Origin of the sequence: Microbacterium sp. BH-3-3-3, assembly GCF_007679045.1 — a bacterium.
Classification (GTDB): domain Bacteria; phylum Actinomycetota; class Actinomycetes; order Actinomycetales; family Microbacteriaceae; genus Microbacterium; species Microbacterium algihabitans.
The window spans coordinates 231,785-251,975 of the sequence record NZ_VEFS01000003.1 but is presented as its reverse complement, the minus strand read 5'-3'; the positions used below and the strand labels follow the sequence as shown (position 1 = coordinate 251,975).

Below are 20,191 nucleotides of genomic sequence, written 5' to 3'. Positions count from 1 at the left end.
GTCGTCTCCGGGGTCAGGCCCCGATGCCGCGGATGGGCGGGTGGTGGAACGTGTCGCCGAAGGCGCGCTCCGACGCCCCCTCGCGGTCGAGGTAGGGCGAGGCCCCACCGTCGATGAAGGGCCAGCCGGCGCCGAGGATGAGGCACAGGTCGATGTCCTGCACCTCGGGGACAACGCCCTCGTCCAGCATGATCTTGATCTCCTGGGCGAGGCCGTCCTGCACGCGGGCGAGGATCGTCTCGGGCGCGACGGGCGTCTTGCCGGTCACGAGCACCTTCTGCGCGGCCTTGGTCCAGCCGGTCACCCGACCACCTTTGTCCTTCTCGACGACCTCGGGCAGGGCCGCGAGCTCGTGGAAGTTCTCCGACGAGAAGAACCGGTCGGGGAACGCGTGCGCCATCGTGTCCTGCACGTGGGCGGCGACCTTCCAGCCGACCAGGTCGATGAGCTGGAACGGCCCCATCGGCAGACCGAGGGGCGCGAACGCCTTCTCCACCACCGTGATCGGTGTTCCCTCGTAGACCGCGCGAGCGGCCTCTCCCATGACCTTGGCGAGCAGGCGGTTCACGACGAACCCGGGCGCGTCCGCCGTGAGCACGGCGTTCTTCCCGAGTCCCTTCGCCACGACGAACGCGGTCGAGAGAGCGGCGTCGGATGTGGCATCCGTCTTCACGACCTCGATGAGCGGCATGACCGCGACCGGGTTGAAGAAGTGGAAGCCGACCAGGCGCTCCGGGTTCTGCAGCACCGAGCCGATCTCGGCGACCGAGAGCGACGAGGTGTTCGTGGCGAGGATCGCGTCGTCGGCGACGATCTTCTCGATGGCCGAGAAGACCTCCTGCTTGACACCCACCTCTTCGAAGACGGCCTCGATGACGAAGTCGCAGTCGGCGAACTCCGACCGGTCGGTCGTGCCGTGCACGAGGGCGCGCAGCTGGTTGGCCGTGTCGCCGTCCAGGCGGCCCTTGGCCTCGAGCTTGCCGATCTCGTCTCGAATGGATGCCACGCCCTTGTCGACCCGCCCCTGATCGAGGTCGGTGATGATCACGGGCACCCGCAGCTTGCGCACGAACAGCAGCGCGAACTGCGAGGCCATGAGGCCGGCGCCGATGACGCCGACCTTGGTGACCTTCTTGGCGAGCGCCTTGTCGGGGGCTCCGACGGGACGCTTGGCGCGCTTCTGGACGAGATCGAAGGCGTACATGGATGCCGCGAACTGGTCGCCCGTGATGAGCTCGGCCAGCGCCTCGTCTTCGCGCGCGAAACCCTCGGCCTTGGTGCCGCTCCTCGCCTTGTCGAGCAGGTCGAGCGCGACGTAGGGGGAGCGGGGCACGGTGCCGATCTTCGACTCGAGCATGCCGCGGGCCATCTTGATCGCGATGGGCCACTTCGTCAGGCGCTCGAGCTTGCCGGGCTCGTTCTTGCGCTCCACCCGGACTCGCCCGGTGAGCACGCCGTCGGCCCACCGCAGCGAGTCCTCGAGGTAGGAGGCCGCCGGGAAGATGGCATCCATGATCCCGAGATCGAACGCCTGCTGGGGCTTGAGCATGCGGTTCTGCTTGAGCGGGTTCGAGATGACGACCTCGAGCGCGTTCTCGATGCCGATGAGGTTCGGCAGCAGGTAGGCGCCGCCCCAGCCGGGGATGATGCCGAGGAACACCTCGGGCAGCGCGACCGCCGCGGCCGACGAGTCGACCGTGCGGTAGGTCGAGTTCAATGCGATCTCGAGACCGCCGCCGAGGGCGAGGCCGTTCACGAACGCGAACGAGGGCACGCCGAGCTCCGACAGCGAGCCGATCACCTGGTGACCGCGCTGCGCGATGAGACGGGCGACGTCTTTCGAGGGCAGCTTCGCCACGTCGGACAGGTCAGCGCCTGCCGCGAGGATGTACTGCTTGCCCGTGATCGCGACCGCGTGGATCTCGCCCTTGTCGGCACGCTCCTTCAGCGTCTCGAGCGTCTGCCCGAGCTCGGCGAGGGTCGCGGGTCCCAGCGTGTTGGGCCGGGTGTGGTCGCGACCGTTGTCGAGCGTGATCAGCGCCAGCACGTTGCCCGAGGGGAGCCGCACGTCGCGGACGGGGGAGTGGGTCACCACCTCGTCGCCGGTGAGGGCGTCGAGGGGCGTGAAGTCGATCGAGGTGTAGTCGGTCACTTGCGCTTCTTCTTTCCGTCGAAGAACGGGTTCTCCCAGATGACCGAGCCGCCCTGTCCCAGGCCCACGCACATGGCGGTGAGGCCGTAGCGCACGTCGGGACGCTCGGCGAACTGCGCGGCCAGCTGGATCATGAGACGCACTCCGGATGCCGCGAGCGGGTGGCCCAGGGCGATGGCACCGCCCCACGGGTTCACGCGCGGGTCGTCGTCGGCGATGCCGAAGTGATCGAGCAGCGAGATCACCTGGATGGCGAAGGCCTCGTTGAGCTCGAACAGGCCGATGTCGTCGATCGTGAGCCCGGCCTTCTTGAGGGCCTTCTCGGTCGAGGGGATCGGTCCGATGCCCATGATCTCGGGCTCGACGCCCGCGAACGCGAACGAGACCATGCGCATCTTGGGCGCGAGGCCGAACTCCTTCACGGCGCCGGCGCCCGCAAGCAGGCTGATGGTCGCGCCGTCGGTGAGCGGCGACGACGTACCTGCTGTGACCCGCCCGTGCGGGCGGAACGGCGTCTTGAGCGTCGCGAGGCCCTCGACGGTGGTCTCGGGTCGACGACCCTCGTCCTCCGTGGCGAGGCCCCAGGCGCCCTCGGCGTCCTTGACGGCGACCGAGACCAGGTCGGGCTGGATCTTGCCCGCCTCGTAGGCGGCCTGCACCTTGTGCTGGCTGGCGGCGCCGAAGCGATCGGCGCGCTCTTTCGTGAGGTGCGGGAAGCGGTCGTGGATGCGCTCGGCGGTGACGCCCATGTTCAGCGCACCCGGGTCGACGAGCTTCTCGGCCACGAAGCGCGGGTTCGGGTCGACGTTGCCGCCGATGGGGTGGCGGCCCATGTGCTCGACGCCGCCGGCGAGGGCGAGGTCGTACATGCCGACGCCGATCGAGGCGCCCATCGTGGTGACGCTCGTCATGGCGCCGGCGCACATGCGCTCGATCGCCAGGCCCGGCACGGTCATCGGCAGACCCGCGAGGATCGCCGCCGTGCGTCCGAGGGTCAGTCCCTGGTCACCGGTCTGCGAGGTCGCGGCGATCGCCACGTCGTCGATCCGGTCCTTGGGAACGTCGCCGTTGCGCTCCATCAACCCGATGATCGCCTTGACCACGAGGTCGTCGGCGCGGGTGTTCCAGTACATGCCTTTTTCGCCGGCGCGCCCGAAGGGGGTGCGCATTCCGTCGACGAAGAAGACGTCCGTCATCTCGGCCACTCTGCCTCCATAGTTTGGGATGACCCCAGCCTAGGAAGACCGATCAGGGGAGAGGAATCGGTTGTCCGAACCTACGAATCCGTGCCGGACGGCTCGTCGACCTCGTTGACGGAATCTACAAAGCTATCGACGATCACCTGTGCGGTCTGCTCAATCTGCCACGGGCGGGCACCGAGCTCGGCGAGAGCCGCGCCGACGGCCTCGACCGTCATCTCCGCGGGCGGCGCCCACGCCACGCGGCGCAGCGTCTCGGGGGTGAGCAGGTTCTCAGTCGGCATCCGGAGCTCTTCCGCCCGCGCCTCCACCGCCGGTCGCGCCGCCTTCAACCGCTGATCGGCGTCGGGGTTGCGATCGACCCACGCGCGGGGCGGGGGGAGCGTGTCGCTGGGCACGCGGTCGGGCGGCAGATCGGTGGCCTCGCGACCGGCGACGATGGCGTTCCACCACCGGTCCAGCTGCGTGCGGCTCGCCCGGCCGTTGAATTCCTTGACGCCGGCGAGGGCCTGCTTGGTGGCGGGGTCGGCCATCACGACGGCGACCAGAGCGCGGTCGGGCACGAGGCGTCCGGGGGCGACGTCCTGCTCACGGGCGTAGTCCTCGCGCGCCTGCCAGAGCGAACGGGCGACGGCGAGCGACCGGCGACCGCGCACGCTGTGCAGACCGCTGAGGCGGCGCCACGGGTCGTCGCGCGGCGGCTTGGGCTCGCGATCGAGCACGGCCTGGAACTCCTGGCGGGCGATCTCGGTCTTGCCCTGCTCGATGAGTTCGGCGTCGAGCACGTCGCGCACGTCGATCAGGTGCTCGACGTCGAGGGCGGCGTACTCGAGCCACGATGCCGGCAGGGGGCGCGTCGACCAGTCCGCGGCCGAGTGGGCCTTGGCCAGCGTGATTCCCAGCGTCTGCTCGACGACCGCCCCGAGGCCCACGCGCTCGTGACCGAGCAGGCGCGCGCCGAGCTCGGTGTCGAAGATGCGCGGCGGCTCGAGACCCCGCTCGCGCAGCGACGGAAGGTCCTGGCTCGCCGCGTGGAACACCCACTCGACGTCGCCGATGGCGTTCTGCAGGGGCGAGAAGTCCTCGATCGTCGACGGGTCGAAGAGGAACACCCCCGCCTCACGGCGGAAGACCTGAATGAGGTAGGCGCGCTGCGAATAGCGGAACCCCGAGGCGCGCTCGACGTCGACGGCGACCGGGCCGGTGCCACCCGCCAGGGTCTCGCAGGCGGCGAGGAAGCGCTCGGCGTCCTCGATGACGTTGTACTCAACCACGCGTGGGCCTCCGGGCTCCGAACACGGCAACGCCCTCCGACCCCGGGGGGAGGCCGGCGAGCATGCACACGAGCTCCGCCCACGCCTCGAGGTGCGGGCGGAAGGGACCGCGCGGCGACCATGACGCGCGAAGTTCGATCTGCGATCCCTCACCCTGGGCGGCCAGCGCCCCGAAGCCGGTGGAGAGCGTCTTGGTGGCGGTGCCCGACTCGGAGTGCCGGTCGGCACCGCGGGAGTCGAGGGCGTCGATCAGCCACGACCAGGCGACCTCGGCCAGCAGCGGGTCGATCCCGATCTCGGGCTCGAGAGGAGCCTGAGCGAAGCAGACGATGCGCCACGCCCCACCCCACGGCTCGGGCTCGTCGGGGTCGTGCAGCAGGATGAACCGGCCCGTGCCGAACGGCGAGTCGGTGGCGTGCTCCTCGGGCCGAACGTCGCCGGCGAGGGCGAGCGAGAACGGGGCCAGACCCGTCGGGGAGGGGATCTCTCGGACCACGAGATCGTCGCGGAACGAGGTGTCGCGTACCTCCGCTGCAGCTCGCGCGAAGGGGCTGTCGGCCTCCGCCGGGCGCTGGTCACTCACGGCAGCAGACTAGAGTGAGGCCACGATGAACGCTCCCAGGCGCGCCGCGGGTTCCCGCGCATCGCGGCGCACGACCACCGGCCTCGGCATCGCCCTCTCAGCTCTGAGCGTCACTCTGGCGGCCTCGGCCGCCGCTCTCGGCGCCGTGTCCCTCCGCGTCGCGCGCACGGTTGTGCGCCCCGCCGGACGCCGCCCCGACACCCGCATCGTGCGCCTCGACGCCGCCGCCCAGACGATCACGCTCGCGCGCACCCCCGACACCTCTCTGCCCGGCCGCTACGGCCTGTTCACCGTGGGCTCGGCCGACTACCTGCGCCTGGGCTCGATCGTCGGCAGCGACGAATCCACCGTCACGCGCAAGCTCCTCACCCACGTGCCCGCCGACGGCGACCTCGCGGCCGAGGCGGCGTTCAGCGGCTGGTACTTCGACAAGCCCGAGCAGCTGCACCTCCCCGTCGAAGAGGTCGACATCGACACCCCGGTCGGCGCGTGCCCCGCGTGGCTGTTCCCCGCGGCATCCGCCACCGACGTCTGGGTCGTGCAGGTGCACGGTCGCGGCACCACCCGCGCCGAGGCCCTGCGGGCGGTGCCGGTGTTCCACGACCTCGGGATCACCTCGCTCGTGGTGTCGTACCGCAACGACGGCGACGCCCCGCACAGCGCGTCGGGCACCTACGCGCTCGGGGCGACCGAATGGCGCGACCTCGACGCGGCGATCGGCTACGCCCGCCGCCACGGCGCGAAGCGCGTCATCCTCATGGGCTGGTCGATGGGCGGCGCGCTCTCGCTCCAGGCGGCGCTGGAATCGCCGCACGCCGATGTGATCGCCGGTCTCGTGCTGGAGTCGCCCGTCGTCGACTGGCGCACGGTGCTCAGCTTCCAGGGCCGCATGATGCGCCTGCCGCTGCCCGTGGTCACGCTGGCGCAGTCGACGATCGCCTCGAACTGGGGTGCCGCGGTACTGCGCAGCGGCGAACCGATCCCGCTCGATCGCCTCGACGGCGTCGCACGGGCCGCGGAGCTGCGGCATCCGACGCTCATCCTGCACAGCGACGACGACGGCTTCGTGCCCTCCGACGCCTCGCACGCCCTCGCGGCGGCTCGCCCCGACCTCGTGACGATGGAGACGTTCACCGTCGCCCGGCACACGAAGCTGTGGAACTACGACGAGATGCGCTGGACCACGGCGATCCGCGACTGGGTGCGCGCGCAGGATCTCACCCGCGACTGAGCGCGGAACGACGGATGCCGGGTCTCAGGCCTCGCGCTTGGCGCGCACCTGGCGCTTGACGCGCATGAGCATGCCGGTCATCCCGGCGATGCGGAGGGGGCTCACCGCGCGGGTGAGTCCGATGCTCTGCGGGAAGTCGTCGGGCACCGCGAGCACCTCGTCGGCCGACAGTCCCGTGAGCCCTTGCGACAGAATGCTCGCGAACCCGCGGGTCGTGGGCGCCTCGGCCGGAGCCGTGGCGTGCATCGCCACCCGCTCGTCGCCGTCGACGGTCACGATGATGTAGACCGGCGACTGGCACTCGACGACGCGCTCGCGCATCTCGGGGTGGTCGGCGTACTCGGCCGGCACCTCGGGGAGCTCGTGCGAGAACTCCAACAGCAGCTCGAGGCGGTCGGGCTCCTCGAGTTCGAGGAAGTCGTCGCGGATCTCGGCCAGGCGGGCGGGGAGGGCGGTATCGGACATCTCCGTCATCCTCCCACGCCCGCGGCATCCCGGATCAGCGGGAGGGGACCTCGCCGGGCTCGGACCCGGCGACGATCGGCACGCGCACCGCGCTGCCCCACTCGGTCCACGACCCGTCGTAGTTGCGCACGTCGTCGAAGCCGAGCAGGTGCTTCAGCACGAACCACGTGTGGCTCGACCGCTCGCCGATGCGGCAGTAGGCCACGACCTTGTCTCCGTCGGCCAGCCCCGCGCCGTCGCGGTAGATGGCGTCGAGCTCGGCACGCGACTTGAACGTGCCGTCCTCGGCGACGGCCTTGCCCCACGGCACGCTCTGCGCGCTCGGGATGTGACCCGCACGCAGAGCGCCCTCTTCGGGGTAGGCGGGGGCGGTGGTGCGCTCACCGGAGTACTCCTCGGGCGAGCGCACGTCGATGAGCGGGTTGCCGAGGTGGGCGAGCACGTCGTCCTTGTAGGCGCGCAGCGCCGAGTCGTCGCGCTCGACGACGGGGTAGTCGGTGGGCTCGACGACCGTCTTGTCGGTCGTGATCGGGCGACCTTCGGCGATCCAACGGTCGCGGCCGCCGTCGAGCAGGCGCACGTCTTCGTGGCCGAACAGCGAGAACACCCACAGGGCGTAGGCGGCCCACCAGTTGTTCTTGTCGCCGTAGATCACCACGGTGTCGTCGCGCGAGATGCCCTTGCGACTGAGCAGCTTCGCGAAGCCCTCGCCGTCGACGTAGTCGCGCACGACGGGGTCGTTCAGCTCGGTGTGCCAGTCGACCTTGACCGAGCCGGGGATGTGACCCGTCTCGTACAGCAGCACGTCTTCGTCGGACTCGACGACGACCAGGCCGGGCTGACCGAGGCGCTCCTGCAGCCAGTCGCCCGTCACGAGCCGGCCGGGCTCGGAGTAGTCGGCGAATTTGGGGGACGTGGTGTCGAACTCGACGGTCACGGAGAACTCCTCGGTCAAGGCGGCGGATGCGGCGGCATAGGGTGGACACCGCACCTTCGACCCTAGATCCGCGGCGTCGGGGCATGCACCCCCTCGTAAGACTGCGACACAGGACGGCCATGACCTCTACGCCCGCGACGACCGGCCTCATCCACCTCACCGATCGAGAGCCCGCGGTGTCGGGAGCCGAGATGGTGAACGCGCTGGTTCCGCCCCCGCAGTTCGACGGCGCGACCTTCGAGTCGTATCGGGCGGATGCCGCGTACCCGTCGCAGCAGGAGGCGAAGGAACTGCTGCAGACCTTCGCCGGCGCGCAGTCGGCTCCGGCGAGGAAGGGCGGCTTCTTCCGCCGCGCCGAGAAGACACCGCCCGTGAAGCCGGGGGTCTACCTCGACGGCGGCTTCGGTGTCGGAAAGACCCACCTGCTCGCCGCGATCTACCACGCGATGCCGGCCCGCCGGAAGTACTTCGGCTCCTTCATCGAGTACACCGCGCTCGTGGGCGTGCTCGGCTACGCCAAGGCGGTCGAACTGTTCCGCGGTTCCGACCTGCTGTGCATCGACGAGTTCGAGCTCGACGACCCGGGCGACACGATGGTCATGACGCGCCTGCTGGGCGAGCTCGTGGCATCCGGAACCCGCCTCGCGGCGACCTCGAACACCCCGCCCAACGCCTTGGGCGAGGGCCGGTTCGCCGCGCAGGACTTCCTGCGCGAGATCCAGTCGATGTCCGACAGCTTCCGCACCATCCGCATCGACGGCACCGACTTCCGCCAGCGCGCCGTCGACGGAGAGGCCCAGACGCTCTCCGACGAGGCGTACCGCGAGGCGCTCGACGCCGCGGCTGCGGGGGGAGTGGCATCCGACGACTCCTTCACCGATCTGGTGACCCACCTCGCGCGCGTGCACCCGTCGCGCTTCATCCGGCTCATCGACGGAGTGGACGTCATCGGCCTGCGCGACGTGAAGGTGCTGCACGACCAGTCGGCGGCCCTGCGTCTGGTCGCGTTCGTCGACCGCGCCTACGACGCGCAGATTCCGATCCGCGCGACCGGAGAACCCCTCAGCAGCGTCTTCAGCGAAGAGATGCTGGGCGGCGGATACCGCAAGAAGTACCTGCGCGCGGTGTCGCGTCTGGTCGCGCTCACGCATTCGTAAAGGGCGTTCATCAGCGGCTCGCGGCCACGCGAAACGCGATGTTTACCGGAGCGGCCGGGCTGTAACGCCCCCGAAACACGACTCGAACGCCCGCGGAAACCGGGGCTGACGAAACTGTGGGGACCCGACGCTACACCTGCGTCCCCGCAGAGAGGTTTCCTCCGAGATGGATCAAGGCAACACCGCATTCATCCTGATAGCAGCGGCACTCGTGCTGCTCATGACGCCAGGACTCGCGTTCTTCTACGGCGGCCTCGTCAAGGCCAAGAGCGTCATCAGCATGATGATGATGAGCTTCGGCGCGATGGGCCTCATGGGCGTCCTCTGGGTGCTCTACGGCTACTCGATCGCGTTCCCGACCACCGCTGAGGGCACGACCCAGTTCCCGTGGGCGATCGACCCGACCAACTTCAGCCTCGCCGGCGTGCTCGAGACGCCCGAGGGTGCGGCCTACCCGCCGCTCGCCTTCGTCGCCTTCCAGGCCACGTTCGCCATCATCACCGTCGCGCTCGTCTCGGGCGCCATCGCCGACCGCGCCAAGTTCGGTGCGTGGATGATCTTCGCCGGTATCTGGGCCACGGTCGTCTACTTCCCGGTCGCCAGCTGGGTCTTCAACTTCGGCCTCGCCGACGACGCCTCCTTCGCCTACGGCGGCTGGATCACGCACGGCATGCAGGACGTCTTCGGCGTCGGCGCGATCGACTTCGCCGGTGGTACCGCGGTGCACATCAACGCCGGTGCGGCCGCCCTCGCCCTCGCCCTGGTGCTCGGCAAGCGCGTCGGGTTCCAGAAGGGCGCTCACGTTCCCCACAACCCGCCGTTCGTGCTCCTCGGCGCGGGCCTGCTGTGGTTCGGCTGGTTCGGCTTCAATGCCGGTTCGGAGCTCGCCGCCGACGGCACCGCGGCCCTCGCGTTCGTGAACACGATCGCCGCCCCCGCCGCCGCTCTGCTCGCGTGGCTGATCGTCGAGAAGATCAAGGACGGCAAGCCCACCTCGGTCGGTGCCGCCTCGGGTGCCGTCGCCGGTCTCGTCGCGATCACCCCGGCCTGCGCCGCGCTGACTCCCTTCTGGGCGATCGTGCTCGGCCTGCTCGCCGGTGCCGTCTGCGCCCTGGCCATCGAGCTGAAGTTCAAGCTCGGCTTCGACGACTCGCTCGACGTGGTCGGCATCCACCTCGTCGGTGGTCTGCTCGGAACGCTGTACCTGGGCATCTTCGCCAACACCAGCGGCCTGATCTACAGCGGCTCGTTCAACCAGCTGATCGTCCAGGCGATCGCGGCCATCGCCGTTCTGGTCTACTCCTTCGTGCTCGCGTTCGTCATCGGTTTCGCAATCGAGAAGACGATCGGCTTCCGCGTGAAGAACGAAGACGAGATCGCCGGAATCGACACCGTCGTGCACGGCGAAGAGGGCTACGTACTCTCGGACGCTCGCGCCTGACCCGCATCACCCCCTGAACGGGGCGTCGCCGATTCGTCGGTGGCGCCCCGTTCCGCGTGTCTAGGGTGGGCGGTATGTCAACCACGTCTCGTCTGCTGTCGGCCGTTCTGGGGTTGTTCTCGTCGTCGAAGCCGACGCGTACGGCCGCTCCCGAGCGACCGTCGGCGCCGTCACGACGCCCGAGCGCCCCGGCGACGGCCCCAGAGGGGGCCCAGACGGTCGAGATCGACCCGCCGCGGCGTCTCACCCTCACCTACGCCCCCGAGCGCGACAACGCGCCCGACGGCGGCGAGATCGTCTGGACGTGGGTGCCGTACGAGGAGCGCGACGGTCGCGGCAAGGACCGCCCCGTGCTGGTCATCGGGCGGGCGGATGCCACCCGCTCGTACGCCGTGCGACTGACGAGCAAGCCGCACGACGGCGACCGGCAGTACCTCTCGCTCGGCACGGGGGAGTGGGACCCGCAGCGGCGGCCGTCGTGGGTCGACATCGAGCAGGTGTACCTCGTGCACGATTCGGGAATGCGGCGCGAGGCGGCCGCTCTCGACCGTAAGCGGTTCGACATCGTCGCGGCAGCGCTGAGGGCACGCTACGGATGGACCCGCGGGTGAACGAACCGCTGATCGAGGGACCTCGGGGGAGGCGGCTCTGCCTCGACTATGCGTGTCGCGTGCGCGACGTCAGCGAACTCGTCGGCTTCTACGCCTTCCATCACGTCGATGAGCGCTCGACGGTCATCGCCATCGGCGACGGGGAGCACGCGCCGATCCCCGACCCCAGCGTGGGCGACATCGCGCAGGCGCTCACCTCGGCATCCGGAACCCCGGTCGACGACGACGCCCTCGCCTCCGCCATGCGCGTCACGGTCGACGTCGCGCGGTACTGGCAGGAGCCCGACACGCTCGACCGGCTCGCCGCCGAACCGCGCATCATCGAGGCCCTCCGGCCACTCGCGCGCGAGCTGCTCGCCCACGCCGGACCGTCGTGGCGTCTCGAGCGGTCCGACCAGCAGTGGGCGGTGCAGTGGCATCTTCGCGACGGCGCTGGCCCTGTGGCCCTCGATGCGGCCGACACCCTCGAGACCTGGGACGCCGGCCTGCGCGCGGCTGAGGAGCGCGCACGACGGGAGTGGCCGACCGATCCGACAGCGCGTTTCTCGGGCGAGTGGTGGTCGGTGCCCGTCTGGATGCTGTCGACCCGGGGGAGTATCGCCGCCGCGCTCGACCTCGTCGAAGACGCCTTCGGTGACGAGGTCGCGACGGTCATCCCGGTCGCCGGTGAAGGGCGGACGCTCGAGATCCACGGACCTGCCGACTGGGCCGACCTGTGCCGGCGGTATCCGCTCGAGGTGACGGCCTCGCACCGGCACGACTGGTATCGCACGACGGGACGAGACGGGCGCTGGCTTCAGCCCGACTGGCGGCGTATCGCCCGCGAGTGGGACGCCGTGCACCTGACCACCCTCGGCTACCTCATCGGCGCGACGGGAACGATCGAGGTCGACGACGACTACGCGAGCGTCATCGCCGGCTGGGCGCCCGATTCCACCATCTGGCTGACCGACGCAGCGACCGAGAGCGGGCCGCGCCAGGACTGGAGACGAGAGCATCCGGATGCCGCGTGGACGAGGGTCGAGTGAGCCTCGCGCCCCACGGAAACGACGAAGGCCCCCGGAGAACCGGGGGCCTTTTCGGTGGGCGATACCAGACTCGAACTGATGACCTCTTCCGTGTGAAGGAAGCGCGCTACCAACTGCGCCAATCGCCCGCATCCCGAACGGGACTCATCGATCGTACCGGATGCCGAGAGGTGCTTTCGACCACGATGCCCGCCGCCGCAGATGACACGCGCGGGGCGCGTCTCGTTTTGCGCAGCCGCCCAGATCGGGTAATGTCTTACGAGTGCTCGGGGCAAGCCCCGGGAACGAAATGCGGATGTAGCGCAGTTGGTAGCGCACAACCTTGCCAAGGTTGGGGTCGCGAGTTCGAGTCTCGTCATCCGCTCGAGTGGAGGGATCTCCGTCTGGGAAACCGACGGAGAATCACGACACGTGGGTCGAACCACATCACGGTGGCGTGGCCGAGCGGCTAGGCACCGGCCTGCAAAGCCGTTTACACGGGTTCGAATCCCGTCGCCACCTCAACTCACAACAGAACAGCCTGTATAGGCGCGATTGGCGCAGCGGTAGCGCGCTTCCCTGACACGGAAGAGGTCACTGGTTCGATCCCAGTATCGCGCACCACCGAAAACCCCCGGTTCGCCGGGGGTTTTTTCGTGCGTGCGCAGCAGCGTGGCGTGCGGCCCGCCGCCTGAAGTAGCCCGTACCCCCACAGGGTCCCCCGGGATGCGGCCCGCCACGTGACGCAGCCCGTACCACCACAGACGCCTCGGCGACGCCGAGACTGCATCTCGCTGACAACCGCGCGTCAGGCTGCAGCTGAAGTGTCAGCGAGATGCAGTCTCGCGGGCAAGCGAGCCCTGCGAGCAACCACCGACGGGCACGACCACGTCGCGATGGGTCGCGGCACCAGAAAGCGCAAGCGGGGCGTCGCCACGCCGAGACTGCATCTCGCTGACGAACCTGCGTCAGGCTGCAGCCGGCTCGTCAGCGGGATGCAGTCTCGCGGGCGTGGGCGTCCACATCGACGGCCACTGACACGGAGCGGGAAGAGGCCGTTCCCGCCGCCAGTAAGGGGGGCTGCGGAGTGCCTGGCGGCGGGAACAACACGACGCTAAAGCATGTCCACCGAATGGGGGACACCTATTCGTGTGAATTGAGCCGACGTTGTGGGTTCCTTGCGCTGGCCTTGAGGTTCGCGGGGTCCGTGCCGTCGGCTCAGAGCACCCCGATGCTCTCCAGATACTGCGCGACCCGTTCGTGCTCGATCGGACTCACCGACCGCCCCTCGGGGGTGTGCACCGAGGTCAGGAGCATCATCGTCTCGTTCGACAGGCCGAACCGGAGCGTCTGAAACGACACCACCACTCCCCCCACCATCGGCACGTCATAGTTCCCCACGATCGCCACCGTAGGCAGAGACAACCTTGTCATGGAAGCGTTCCCACAGAGTCTGCGCGCATCGGCCAGCGGCCCGGACACTCCCACCGTCGTCGTGCAAGCCCCGCCGACGACACGACGGGATCGCTAGCGTGACACCATGACCGTCCCCGACACCCTCTGGCGCGAGATCGCGGCATCCGACTTCGTCACCTTCGGCACGTACCGCCGCAACGGCGAACTCGTCGCTGTTCCCGTGTGGATCGCTCGCGACGGCGACGAGCTCGTCGTCACCAGCGAGCGCACGACCGGCAAGGTCAAGCGCCTGCGCAACGACTCGCGCGTGGTGCTGCGTCCGTGCAGCCGCATGGGCAAGGTCGAGCCGGATGCCATCACGGTCGAGGCGCACGCGCGCATCGCGGGACCGGCGCAAGACGACCGCCGCGCCGACTCCGCCCTGAAGCGCAAGTACGGCTGGCAGTACCGCGCGATCATCGGCTTCGAGGCGATCGTGCGCAAGGTGCAGCGCAAGCCCGGCGACCGCGTCATCCTGCGCGTCAGTCGCACCGCCTGAGCGATCGCGCCGATATCCCGAGGGCGCGGCGCTCGCAAGGGGCTGGACCGCCTTCGTGGTCGCGCGAGAGGCTGAGCCCACGGGTCGTCAGCCGGCCGTCGCGTTCGAGTTCTCGCCGGAGACGCGCGCGGACCGGGCAGACCAGTCTGGGGGCCAGCATGGGCAAGTTCATCTACGACGGCAACATCAAGGTCGATTTCGAAGACCGGCTTCTCGCTCACCTGCAGGCCGTGATCATGGCGAAGGTGCGGCGCGGAGAGAGCTTTCCGTTCTCGTGGAAAGACGACATCAGCACGGGTGGCGGGCGCACGACCGTGTACATCCACCCCAACGTGTCGCTCGTCTTCAAGTACCACGGCAGCCGTTCTCCCCAGCTGAGCCCGGCGTGGCTACACGCACTGACCTACAACGCCAACTCCGGTCGGGGTCTGTACGTCGTGCCCGAGCCCGACGAATCCGCGCCCCGCGAGAGCGTCCGGCGCGAGGAGATGGTGTTCCGCGAGGTTCCGAACGAACAGATGCCGGAGCCGGCTCGCGCCTGAGCGGAATGACCGACGGCGGTCGGCACGTTGCAGAAGGAATGACCAACTGGACCACCGTCGCGCCGTACTTCGAGACCGACGTCGTCGCCCACCTCGCGACGCTGATGAAGGACGGATCGCCGCACTCCATCCCGCTGTGGGTCGCCGTCGAGGGGGAGCGGCTCGTCCTCTTCACCGAGGTCGACACGCTGAAGGACCGCAACCTGCGCCGTGACCCGCGCGTCGCGATCTCGGTGGTGGCCGCCGACAACCCGTACTCGATGGCGTTCGTCCGCGGCACGGCGGTGGAGCGCATCGACGGTGACGACGCCCTCGCGTACGTCGACCGCATCTCGCGGCTCTACACCGGAGAGCCGTACGGCATGCGGGAAGGGCTCGCGGTGTGGTTCATCGAGCCGACGAAGGCCTGGGCCCGCGCCTACGAAGGCTGACGCTCACCGCACCAGCGGCAGCACGCCCAGCAGCAGGATGAGCGGGGCGATCACGGCGCCGAGCAGCACGAAGCGGCTCCAGCGCACCTCGACGCCCGCTGCGACGAGCCGGTCGTGCCACAACAGCGTCGCCAGCGACGCCCACGGGGTCACGATCGGTCCCGCGTTCACGCCGATCAGCAGGGCCGCGAGGCGCACAGGGGAACCCGCGACCGACTCGAGCGCGAGGTAGGCCGGCAGGTTGTTGATGCCGTTCGCCACGAGCGCCCCCACCCCGGCGAGCTGCCAGAGCGAGACGAGGTCGTCACCGGTGCCGGCCAGCACCGTGGTGACCTGGCCGATGCCGAGCGCCTCGAGCGCGCCGACCGCCAGGAACAGGCCACCGGCGAACACCAGCAGAGACCAGGGCACGAGGCGGATGCCGAGAGCCCGCGGCGCGCGCCAGGCGAAGGCCGCGATGAGCACGACCGCGGCCCCCACCGCGGGGATCCACGGTTCGAGCCCCACCACCAGCAGGGGGAGGAGAGCCAGGGTGACGACGCCGGAGACGCGCAAGAGGAGCGTGTCGGATACGCGGGGGGAGTCGGCATCCGGATACGTCTTCGGCAGACGCCGCAGGAACACCACCGTGAGCACGACGACCGACACCGCGATCGCGATGAGAGCCGACGGACCCAGCAGGGCGAGGAACGCGACAGGATCGTGGCCGCCGCCGAGCGCCTCGGACGCCAACAGGTTGGTGAGGTTCGACACCGGCAGCACGAGAGAAGCGGTGTTGGCGAGCACCACGGTGACGAAGGCGAACGGCAGGGGATCGAGCTTGCGGGCGACCGCCATCGACACGACGACCGGCGTCAGCAGCACCGCCGTGGTGTCGAGCGAGAGGAACGCGGTCGCCACCGTCGCGAGGGCCACCACCAGCACCCACAGCAGCGCCGTGCGGCCGCGGGCGAGCTTCGCCAGACGCGCGGCCACCACGTCGAACAGTCCCGCCTTCGACGCCAGTTCGGCCACGATCGTCACCGCGACGACGAAGAGCAGGATCGGCCACACGCGGTCGGCGACGGCGATCGCGTCGTCGGCGGGGAGGGCGCCGGTGAGCAGCGCGATGATCCCGAGGATCCACAGCACGCCGCCGATGATGGCCAGAGTCACCGCTCCACTATGAGGCACGTCCGGTGCCGTCGAGACCACGCCCGCCCGGTAGCCTGGAAACGACCCCTTCAGGAGATGTTCTGTGACTGATTTCCCCGCCGATGGCTTCGCCCTCTTCCCCGACCGTTCGGTCGTCGCTCTGCGCGTGAACGGGGAGTTGAAAGACCTGGCCACGACCGTGACGGCCGACGACCAGGTGGAGCCGGTCACGATCGACAGCGCCGACGGCCTCTCGATCCTGCGCCACTCGACCGCGCATGTGCTCGCGCAGGCCGTGCAGCGTGTCAAGCCCCAGGCCAACCTCGGTATCGGCCCGCCCGTCACCGACGGCTTCTACTACGACTTCCAAGTCGACGAGCCCTTCACTCCCGAAGACCTCAAGGTCATCAAGAAGGAGATGGAGCGCATCGTCCGCGAGAACCAGCGCTTCGTGCGTCGCGTCGTCACCGACGACGAGGCCCGCGCCGAGCTCGCCGACGAGCCGTTCAAGCTCGAGCTCATCGGACTCAAGGGCGGGTCGGCCGAAGCCGCCGAGGGTGCCAGCGTCGAGGTCGGGGCCGGCGAGCTGACGATCTACGACAACGTCACCCGCGACGGCGAGACCGCGTGGAAAGACCTCTGCCGCGGACCCCACGTGCCCGGCACGCGCCTCATCGGCAACGGATGGGACCTCACCCGCATCGCCGGCGCCTACTGGCGCGGTAGCGAGAAGAACCCCCAGCTGCAGCGCATCTACGGCACCGCGTGGCCCACGAAAGACGAGCTGCGCGCCTACCAGCACCGGCTCGAAGAGGCGGCGAAGCGCGACCACCGCAAGCTCGGCAAGGAACTCGACCTGTTCTCGTTCCCCGACGAGATCGGCCCGGGGCTCGCGGTGTTCCACCCCAAGGGCGGCATCGTGCGCTACGAGATCGAGCGCTACATGCGCGAGCGCCTGCTCGCCAGCGGCTACGAGGTCGTCAACACCCCGCACATCACCAAGGGCGACCTGTTCATGACGAGCGGCCACCTGCAGTGGTACGCCGACGGGATGTACCCCCCGATGGTGCTCGACGAGGTGACGGATGCCGATGGCCACGTCTCGCGCGAGGGCCAGGAGTACTACCTCAAGCCCATGAATTGCCCGTTCCACAACCTGATCTTCCGCTCGCGCGGACGCAGCTACCGCGAGCTGCCGCTGCGCCTGAGCGAGTTCGGATCGGTCTACCGCTACGAGAAGAGCGGAACCCTCTCGGGCCTCACGCGCGTGCGCGGCATGACCCAGGACGACACCCACATCTACGTCACGGCCGACCAGGTCAAGGGCGAGCTGACGCACAGCCTCGACTTCGTGCTGCAGACGCTGCGCGACTACGGCCTGAACGACTTCTACCTTGAGCTGTCGACCAAGGAGGAGGGCAACCCGAAGTTCATCGGCGACGACACCCTCTGGGCCGAGGCGACCGAGACGCTGCGCGAGGTCGCCGAGGCCTCGGGCCTCGAGCTCGTGCCCGACCCGGGTGGGGCGGCGTTCTACGGCCCGAAGATCTCGGTGCAGGCGCGCGACGCGATCGGGCGCACCTGGCAGATGTCGACCATCCAGCTCGACTTCAACCAGCCCGAGCGCTTCGAGCTCGAGTACACCGGCCCCGACGGCGAGAAGCACCGCCCGGTGATGATCCACCGCGCCCTGTTCGGCTCGGTCGAGCGCTTCTTCGCGATCCTGCTCGAGCACTACGCCGGGGCGTTCCCGGTGTGGCTCGCCCCGGTGCAGGTCGTGGCCGTGCCCGTCGCCGCCGAGTACGGCGACTACCTGCAGGGCATCGTCGCCGATCTCAAGACCAAGGGCGTCCGCGCCGAGGCCGACCACAGCGACGACCGCATGCAGAAGAAGATCCGCACGCACACCACGCAGAAGGTGCCGCTCATGCTGATCGCCGGCGAGCAGGACCGCTCCAACGGCACGGTCTCGTTCCGCTTCCGCGACGGCACGCAGCTCAACGGCATCCCGGTCGACGAGGCCGTCGCGCGCATCACCGGCGCGATCGCCCAGCGCACCCTGGTCAACACCGCCGAGGACCTGGCGTGATGAGCGATCCGGATGCCGTCGCGGCGGGCTCGTCGTCGGACTCCGGCTCGATGCCGGCCGTCGACGGCTCCGGATCGCCCACGACCGATGCGGAGCTCGTCGACGCCGCGACCCTTCCGGGCGTGCCCGACGAGTTCCAGCGCCTGTGGACGCCGCACCGCATGGCGTACATCTCGGCGGGGCGCGAGCCGATGGAGAAGACCTGTCCGTTCTGCGCCGCTCCCGGCAAGAGCGATGAAGACGGGCTGATCGTGGCGCGCGGGAAGACGGCGTACGTGCTGCTCAACCTGTTCCCGTACAACTCGGGCCACCTGCTCGTGTGCCCGTACCGTCACATCGCGACCTACGACCAGGCCACCGATGAAGAGGTCGCCGAGATCGGCGCCCTCACGCAGCGCGGTATGCGGGTGCTGCGCGCAGTGTCGAACTGCGACGGCTTCAACCTCGGCATGAACCAGGGAGCGATCGCGGGGGCTGGCGTCGACGCGCACCTGCACCAGCACATCGTTCCCCGGTGGGCGTCGGATGCCAATTTCTTCCCCATCATCGCGAAGACCAAGGCCCTGCCGCAGTTGCTCGGCGATGTGCGCCGCACGGTCTCCGAAGCCTGGAACGCCTAGAACAGGGTTGTCCACAAGCCCGGTTCGCGGTGGCGTCGGTCTGGCTACCGTGGGGCCATGCACGCTCGCCTCCGCCCCCTCGCCCTCGGTCTCGCCCTCGTCGCGGTGCTCGGGGTGACGACCGCGTGCATCCCGCTGCCGAGTCCGCTCCCACCCGATGCGGAGGCGTCTCCGGCGACCGAGGACTCGGGCACGCCGGTTCCGGAATACAGCGGCACCGTCGCCCCCGACGGCGTCGAAGACGTCTTCGCGGAGCGCGAGGAGTATTTCCGCGAGCAGCAGCTGCCGATGGACGGGTCCCCGCTGGTGGCGGTGACGCCGGCGCAGCAGGAGTTCATCGCCCAGCAGCGCGCCTACGTCGAGCAGCAGGGCCTGTCGTGGACCGCGGCCGACGAGAGCCTGTCGCTCGCCCTCGCCGGCGACGCCTGCGAGACGGCGATCCTCAGCCGGCACGAGGTCGACGCGTCGACCCTGCAGGCGCACGTGGCGACCTCGCCCCTGTTCGCCCAACTGGTGCCCGCCGACGCGCAGGGCGACGCGCGCCTGCAGGCGGAGGCGCCGATCGCGAGCGTCATGGTGTTCGGCACGACGTTCATGTGCCCCGACGACGGCGACATGTGGGTCGCGGCGTATCAGGACGTGTACGGCGGTTGACGACCCCCTGCGCGACGCGAGGTGGCTGAGCTTGCGCGAGCTCCCGGTCCCTTCGACAGGCTCAGGGACCTGCCTTTCGCGAGGTGGCTGAACCTGTCGAAGCCACCGGACCCACGAGACCTGCGCAAGCTCCCGGTCCCTTCGACAGGCTCAGGGACCTGCCTTTCGCGAGGTGGCTGAGCCTGTCGAAGCCACCGGACCCACGAGACCTGCGCAAGCTCCCGGTCCCTTCGACAGACTCAGGGACCTGCCTTTCGCGAGGTGGCTGAGCCTGTCGAAGCCACCGGACCCACGAAACCTACGCAAGCGACCGGGCCCTTCGACAGGCTCAGGCACATGCCTTTCGCGAGGTGGCTGAGCCTGTCGAAGCCACCGGACCCACGAGACCTACGCAAGCGACCGGTCCCTTCGACAGACTCAGGGACCTGGCGTTCGCGCGGCGGCTGAGCCTGTCCAAGCCACCGGACCCACGAAACCTACGCAAGCGACCGGGCCCTTCGACAGGCTCAGGCACATGCCTTTCGCGAGGTGGCTGAGCCTGTCGAAGCCACCGGACCCACGAGACCTACGCAAGCGACCGGTCCCTTCGACAGGCTCAGGGACCTGGCGTTCGCGAGGTGGCTGAGCCTGTCCAAGCCACCGGACCCACGAGACCTACGCAAGCGACCGGTCCCTTCGACAGGCTCAGGGACCTGGCGTTCGCGAGGTGG

Annotated in this window: 19 protein-coding genes and 4 tRNA genes; 14 read left to right on the top strand and 9 right to left on the bottom strand. The window is 69.4% G+C overall.

All coding sequences use genetic code 11. From position 1 onward, the window contains the following. Positions 1 to 13: 13 nt before the first annotated feature. The 4 genes from FS769_RS11540 to FS769_RS11525 all read right to left on the bottom strand — a co-directional run bounded on the left by FS769_RS11540 (position 14) and on the right by FS769_RS11525 (position 5,208). Positions 14 to 2,152 carry a 3-hydroxyacyl-CoA dehydrogenase NAD-binding domain-containing protein gene (locus FS769_RS11540; protein ID WP_144833548.1) on the bottom strand — a complete coding sequence of 713 codons (2,139 nt, stop codon included), beginning with the start codon at positions 2,150 to 2,152 and terminating at the stop codon, positions 14 to 16. Beyond that, positions 2,149 to 3,357, bottom strand: a complete 1,209-nt coding sequence (locus FS769_RS11535; protein ID WP_144785045.1) for a thiolase family protein — start codon at positions 3,355 to 3,357, stop codon at positions 2,149 to 2,151. Before FS769_RS11535 ends, FS769_RS11540 begins: the two co-directional genes overlap by 4 nt. A gap of 71 nt (positions 3,358 to 3,428) precedes the next feature. After that, positions 3,429 to 4,625: a ribonuclease D gene (locus tag FS769_RS11530; protein ID WP_144833546.1), complete on the bottom strand. Its 1,197-nt coding sequence runs from the start codon at positions 4,623 to 4,625 to the stop codon at positions 3,429 to 3,431. Further along, positions 4,618 to 5,208, bottom strand: a complete 591-nt coding sequence (locus tag FS769_RS11525; protein ID WP_144833545.1) for a DUF3000 domain-containing protein — start codon at positions 5,206 to 5,208, stop codon at positions 4,618 to 4,620. The genes FS769_RS11530 and FS769_RS11525 overlap by 8 nt, the downstream gene beginning before the upstream one ends. 25 nt (positions 5,209 to 5,233) lie before the next feature. On the opposite strand from FS769_RS11525, the gene FS769_RS11520 reads away from it, so the two are divergent. Continuing rightward, positions 5,234 to 6,439: a S9 family peptidase gene (locus tag FS769_RS11520; RefSeq protein ID WP_144833543.1), complete on the top strand. Its 1,206-nt coding sequence runs from the start codon at positions 5,234 to 5,236 to the stop codon at positions 6,437 to 6,439. A gap of 24 nt (positions 6,440 to 6,463) precedes the next feature. On the opposite strand, the gene FS769_RS11515 is transcribed toward FS769_RS11520, so the two are convergent. Continuing rightward, positions 6,464 to 6,904, bottom strand: a complete 441-nt coding sequence (locus FS769_RS11515; protein ID WP_186325526.1) for a SufE family protein — start codon at positions 6,902 to 6,904, stop codon at positions 6,464 to 6,466. Between the two features lie 34 nt (positions 6,905 to 6,938). Continuing rightward, on the bottom strand, positions 6,939 to 7,841 hold the full coding sequence (locus tag FS769_RS11510) for a sulfurtransferase (protein ID WP_144833540.1): 903 nt from the start codon (positions 7,839 to 7,841) through the stop codon (positions 6,939 to 6,941). Between the two features lie 119 nt (positions 7,842 to 7,960). Here FS769_RS11510 and zapE point away from each other — a divergent pair, with 119 nt between their 5' ends. From zapE to FS769_RS11490, 4 genes are all read left to right on the top strand, one after another. Beyond that, positions 7,961 to 8,998 carry a cell division protein ZapE gene (zapE, locus tag FS769_RS11505; RefSeq protein ID WP_144833537.1) on the top strand — a complete coding sequence of 346 codons (1,038 nt, stop codon included), beginning with the start codon at positions 7,961 to 7,963 and terminating at the stop codon, positions 8,996 to 8,998. 166 nt (positions 8,999 to 9,164) lie between these two features. After that, positions 9,165 to 10,439, top strand: coding sequence for an ammonium transporter (locus FS769_RS11500; protein ID WP_144833536.1), 1,275 nt, complete (start codon positions 9,165 to 9,167; stop codon positions 10,437 to 10,439). A 74-nt stretch (positions 10,440 to 10,513) separates the two neighbouring features. Then, on the top strand, positions 10,514 to 11,050 hold the full coding sequence (locus tag FS769_RS11495; protein ID WP_144833534.1) for a type II toxin-antitoxin system PemK/MazF family toxin: 537 nt from the start codon (positions 10,514 to 10,516) through the stop codon (positions 11,048 to 11,050). A 59-nt stretch (positions 11,051 to 11,109) separates the two neighbouring features. Next, on the top strand, positions 11,110 to 12,078 hold the full coding sequence (locus FS769_RS11490) for a hypothetical protein (RefSeq protein ID WP_144833532.1): 969 nt from the start codon (positions 11,110 to 11,112) through the stop codon (positions 12,076 to 12,078). A 55-nt stretch (positions 12,079 to 12,133) separates the two neighbouring features. On the opposite strand, the gene FS769_RS11485 is transcribed toward FS769_RS11490, so the two are convergent. Beyond that, positions 12,134 to 12,206: transfer RNA gene (locus tag FS769_RS11485), tRNA-Val, on the bottom strand. Between the two features lie 163 nt (positions 12,207 to 12,369). On the opposite strand from FS769_RS11485, the gene FS769_RS11480 reads away from it, so the two are divergent. From FS769_RS11480 to FS769_RS11470, 3 genes are all read left to right on the top strand, one after another. Further along, positions 12,370 to 12,442 (top strand) — tRNA-Gly (locus tag FS769_RS11480). A 66-nt stretch (positions 12,443 to 12,508) separates the two neighbouring features. Further along, positions 12,509 to 12,579: transfer RNA gene (locus FS769_RS11475), tRNA-Cys, on the top strand. Between the two features lie 27 nt (positions 12,580 to 12,606). Then, a tRNA-Val gene (locus FS769_RS11470) sits at positions 12,607 to 12,681 on the top strand. Between the two features lie 594 nt (positions 12,682 to 13,275). On the opposite strand, the gene FS769_RS11465 is transcribed toward FS769_RS11470, so the two are convergent. Beyond that, the gene (locus tag FS769_RS11465) at positions 13,276 to 13,458 is read right to left on the bottom strand and encodes a hypothetical protein (RefSeq protein ID WP_144833530.1); all 183 of its coding nucleotides are present in this window, start codon (positions 13,456 to 13,458) and stop codon (positions 13,276 to 13,278) included. A gap of 139 nt (positions 13,459 to 13,597) precedes the next feature. On the opposite strand from FS769_RS11465, the gene FS769_RS11460 reads away from it, so the two are divergent. The 3 genes from FS769_RS11460 to FS769_RS11450 all read left to right on the top strand — a co-directional run bounded on the left by FS769_RS11460 (position 13,598) and on the right by FS769_RS11450 (position 14,984). Then, complete coding sequence (locus FS769_RS11460) at positions 13,598 to 14,011, top strand: PPOX class F420-dependent oxidoreductase (protein ID WP_144833528.1); 414 nt, start codon at positions 13,598 to 13,600, stop codon at positions 14,009 to 14,011. 158 nt (positions 14,012 to 14,169) lie between these two features. After that, positions 14,170 to 14,553 carry an ATP-dependent DNA ligase gene (locus FS769_RS11455; RefSeq protein ID WP_144833526.1) on the top strand — a complete coding sequence of 128 codons (384 nt, stop codon included), beginning with the start codon at positions 14,170 to 14,172 and terminating at the stop codon, positions 14,551 to 14,553. A 38-nt stretch (positions 14,554 to 14,591) separates the two neighbouring features. Beyond that, a complete protein-coding gene (locus FS769_RS11450) occupies positions 14,592 to 14,984 on the top strand; it encodes a TIGR03618 family F420-dependent PPOX class oxidoreductase (protein ID WP_144833524.1) in 393 nt (130 codons plus the stop codon). Positions 14,985 to 14,987: 3 nt separating this feature from the next. On the opposite strand, the gene FS769_RS11445 is transcribed toward FS769_RS11450, so the two are convergent. Beyond that, positions 14,988 to 16,139, bottom strand: a complete 1,152-nt coding sequence (locus FS769_RS11445; protein ID WP_144833522.1) for an SLC13 family permease — start codon at positions 16,137 to 16,139, stop codon at positions 14,988 to 14,990. Positions 16,140 to 16,221: 82 nt separating this feature from the next. On the opposite strand from FS769_RS11445, the gene thrS reads away from it, so the two are divergent. The 3 genes from thrS to FS769_RS11430 are packed head-to-tail and all read left to right on the top strand — an operon-like array spanning position 16,222 to position 19,481. Beyond that, complete coding sequence (gene thrS / locus FS769_RS11440) at positions 16,222 to 18,207, top strand: threonine--tRNA ligase (protein WP_144833520.1); 1,986 nt, start codon at positions 16,222 to 16,224, stop codon at positions 18,205 to 18,207. A gap of 50 nt (positions 18,208 to 18,257) precedes the next feature. Next, on the top strand, positions 18,258 to 18,827 hold the full coding sequence (locus FS769_RS11435; RefSeq protein WP_144833785.1) for an HIT domain-containing protein: 570 nt from the start codon (positions 18,258 to 18,260) through the stop codon (positions 18,825 to 18,827). Positions 18,828 to 18,884: 57 nt separating this feature from the next. Then, positions 18,885 to 19,481: a hypothetical protein gene (locus FS769_RS11430; RefSeq protein WP_144833518.1), complete on the top strand. Its 597-nt coding sequence runs from the start codon at positions 18,885 to 18,887 to the stop codon at positions 19,479 to 19,481. The last annotated feature ends 710 nt before the right edge of the window (positions 19,482 to 20,191 follow it).

Excerpts from the sequence above, each read along its gene's own strand:
- FS769_RS11435 (WP_144833785.1), top strand. The coding sequence starts at position 18,258 with ATGCCGGCCGTCGACGGCTCCGGATCGCCCACGACCGATGCGGAGCTC.
- FS769_RS11460 (WP_144833528.1), top strand. The coding sequence starts at position 13,598 with ATGACCGTCCCCGACACCCTCTGGCGCGAGATCGCGGCATCCGACTTC.
- FS769_RS11515 (WP_186325526.1), bottom strand. The coding sequence starts at position 6,904 with ATGTCCGATACCGCCCTCCCCGCCCGCCTGGCCGAGATCCGCGACGAC.
- FS769_RS11500 (WP_144833536.1), top strand. The coding sequence starts at position 9,165 with ATGGATCAAGGCAACACCGCATTCATCCTGATAGCAGCGGCACTCGTG.
- FS769_RS11430 (WP_144833518.1), top strand. The coding sequence starts at position 18,885 with ATGCACGCTCGCCTCCGCCCCCTCGCCCTCGGTCTCGCCCTCGTCGCG.
- FS769_RS11450 (WP_144833524.1), top strand. The coding sequence starts at position 14,592 with ATGACCAACTGGACCACCGTCGCGCCGTACTTCGAGACCGACGTCGTC.
- FS769_RS11520 (WP_144833543.1), top strand. The coding sequence starts at position 5,234 with ATGAACGCTCCCAGGCGCGCCGCGGGTTCCCGCGCATCGCGGCGCACG.
- zapE (WP_144833537.1), top strand. The coding sequence starts at position 7,961 with ATGACCTCTACGCCCGCGACGACCGGCCTCATCCACCTCACCGATCGA.
- FS769_RS11495 (WP_144833534.1), top strand. The coding sequence starts at position 10,514 with ATGTCAACCACGTCTCGTCTGCTGTCGGCCGTTCTGGGGTTGTTCTCG.
- FS769_RS11455 (WP_144833526.1), top strand. The coding sequence starts at position 14,170 with ATGGGCAAGTTCATCTACGACGGCAACATCAAGGTCGATTTCGAAGAC.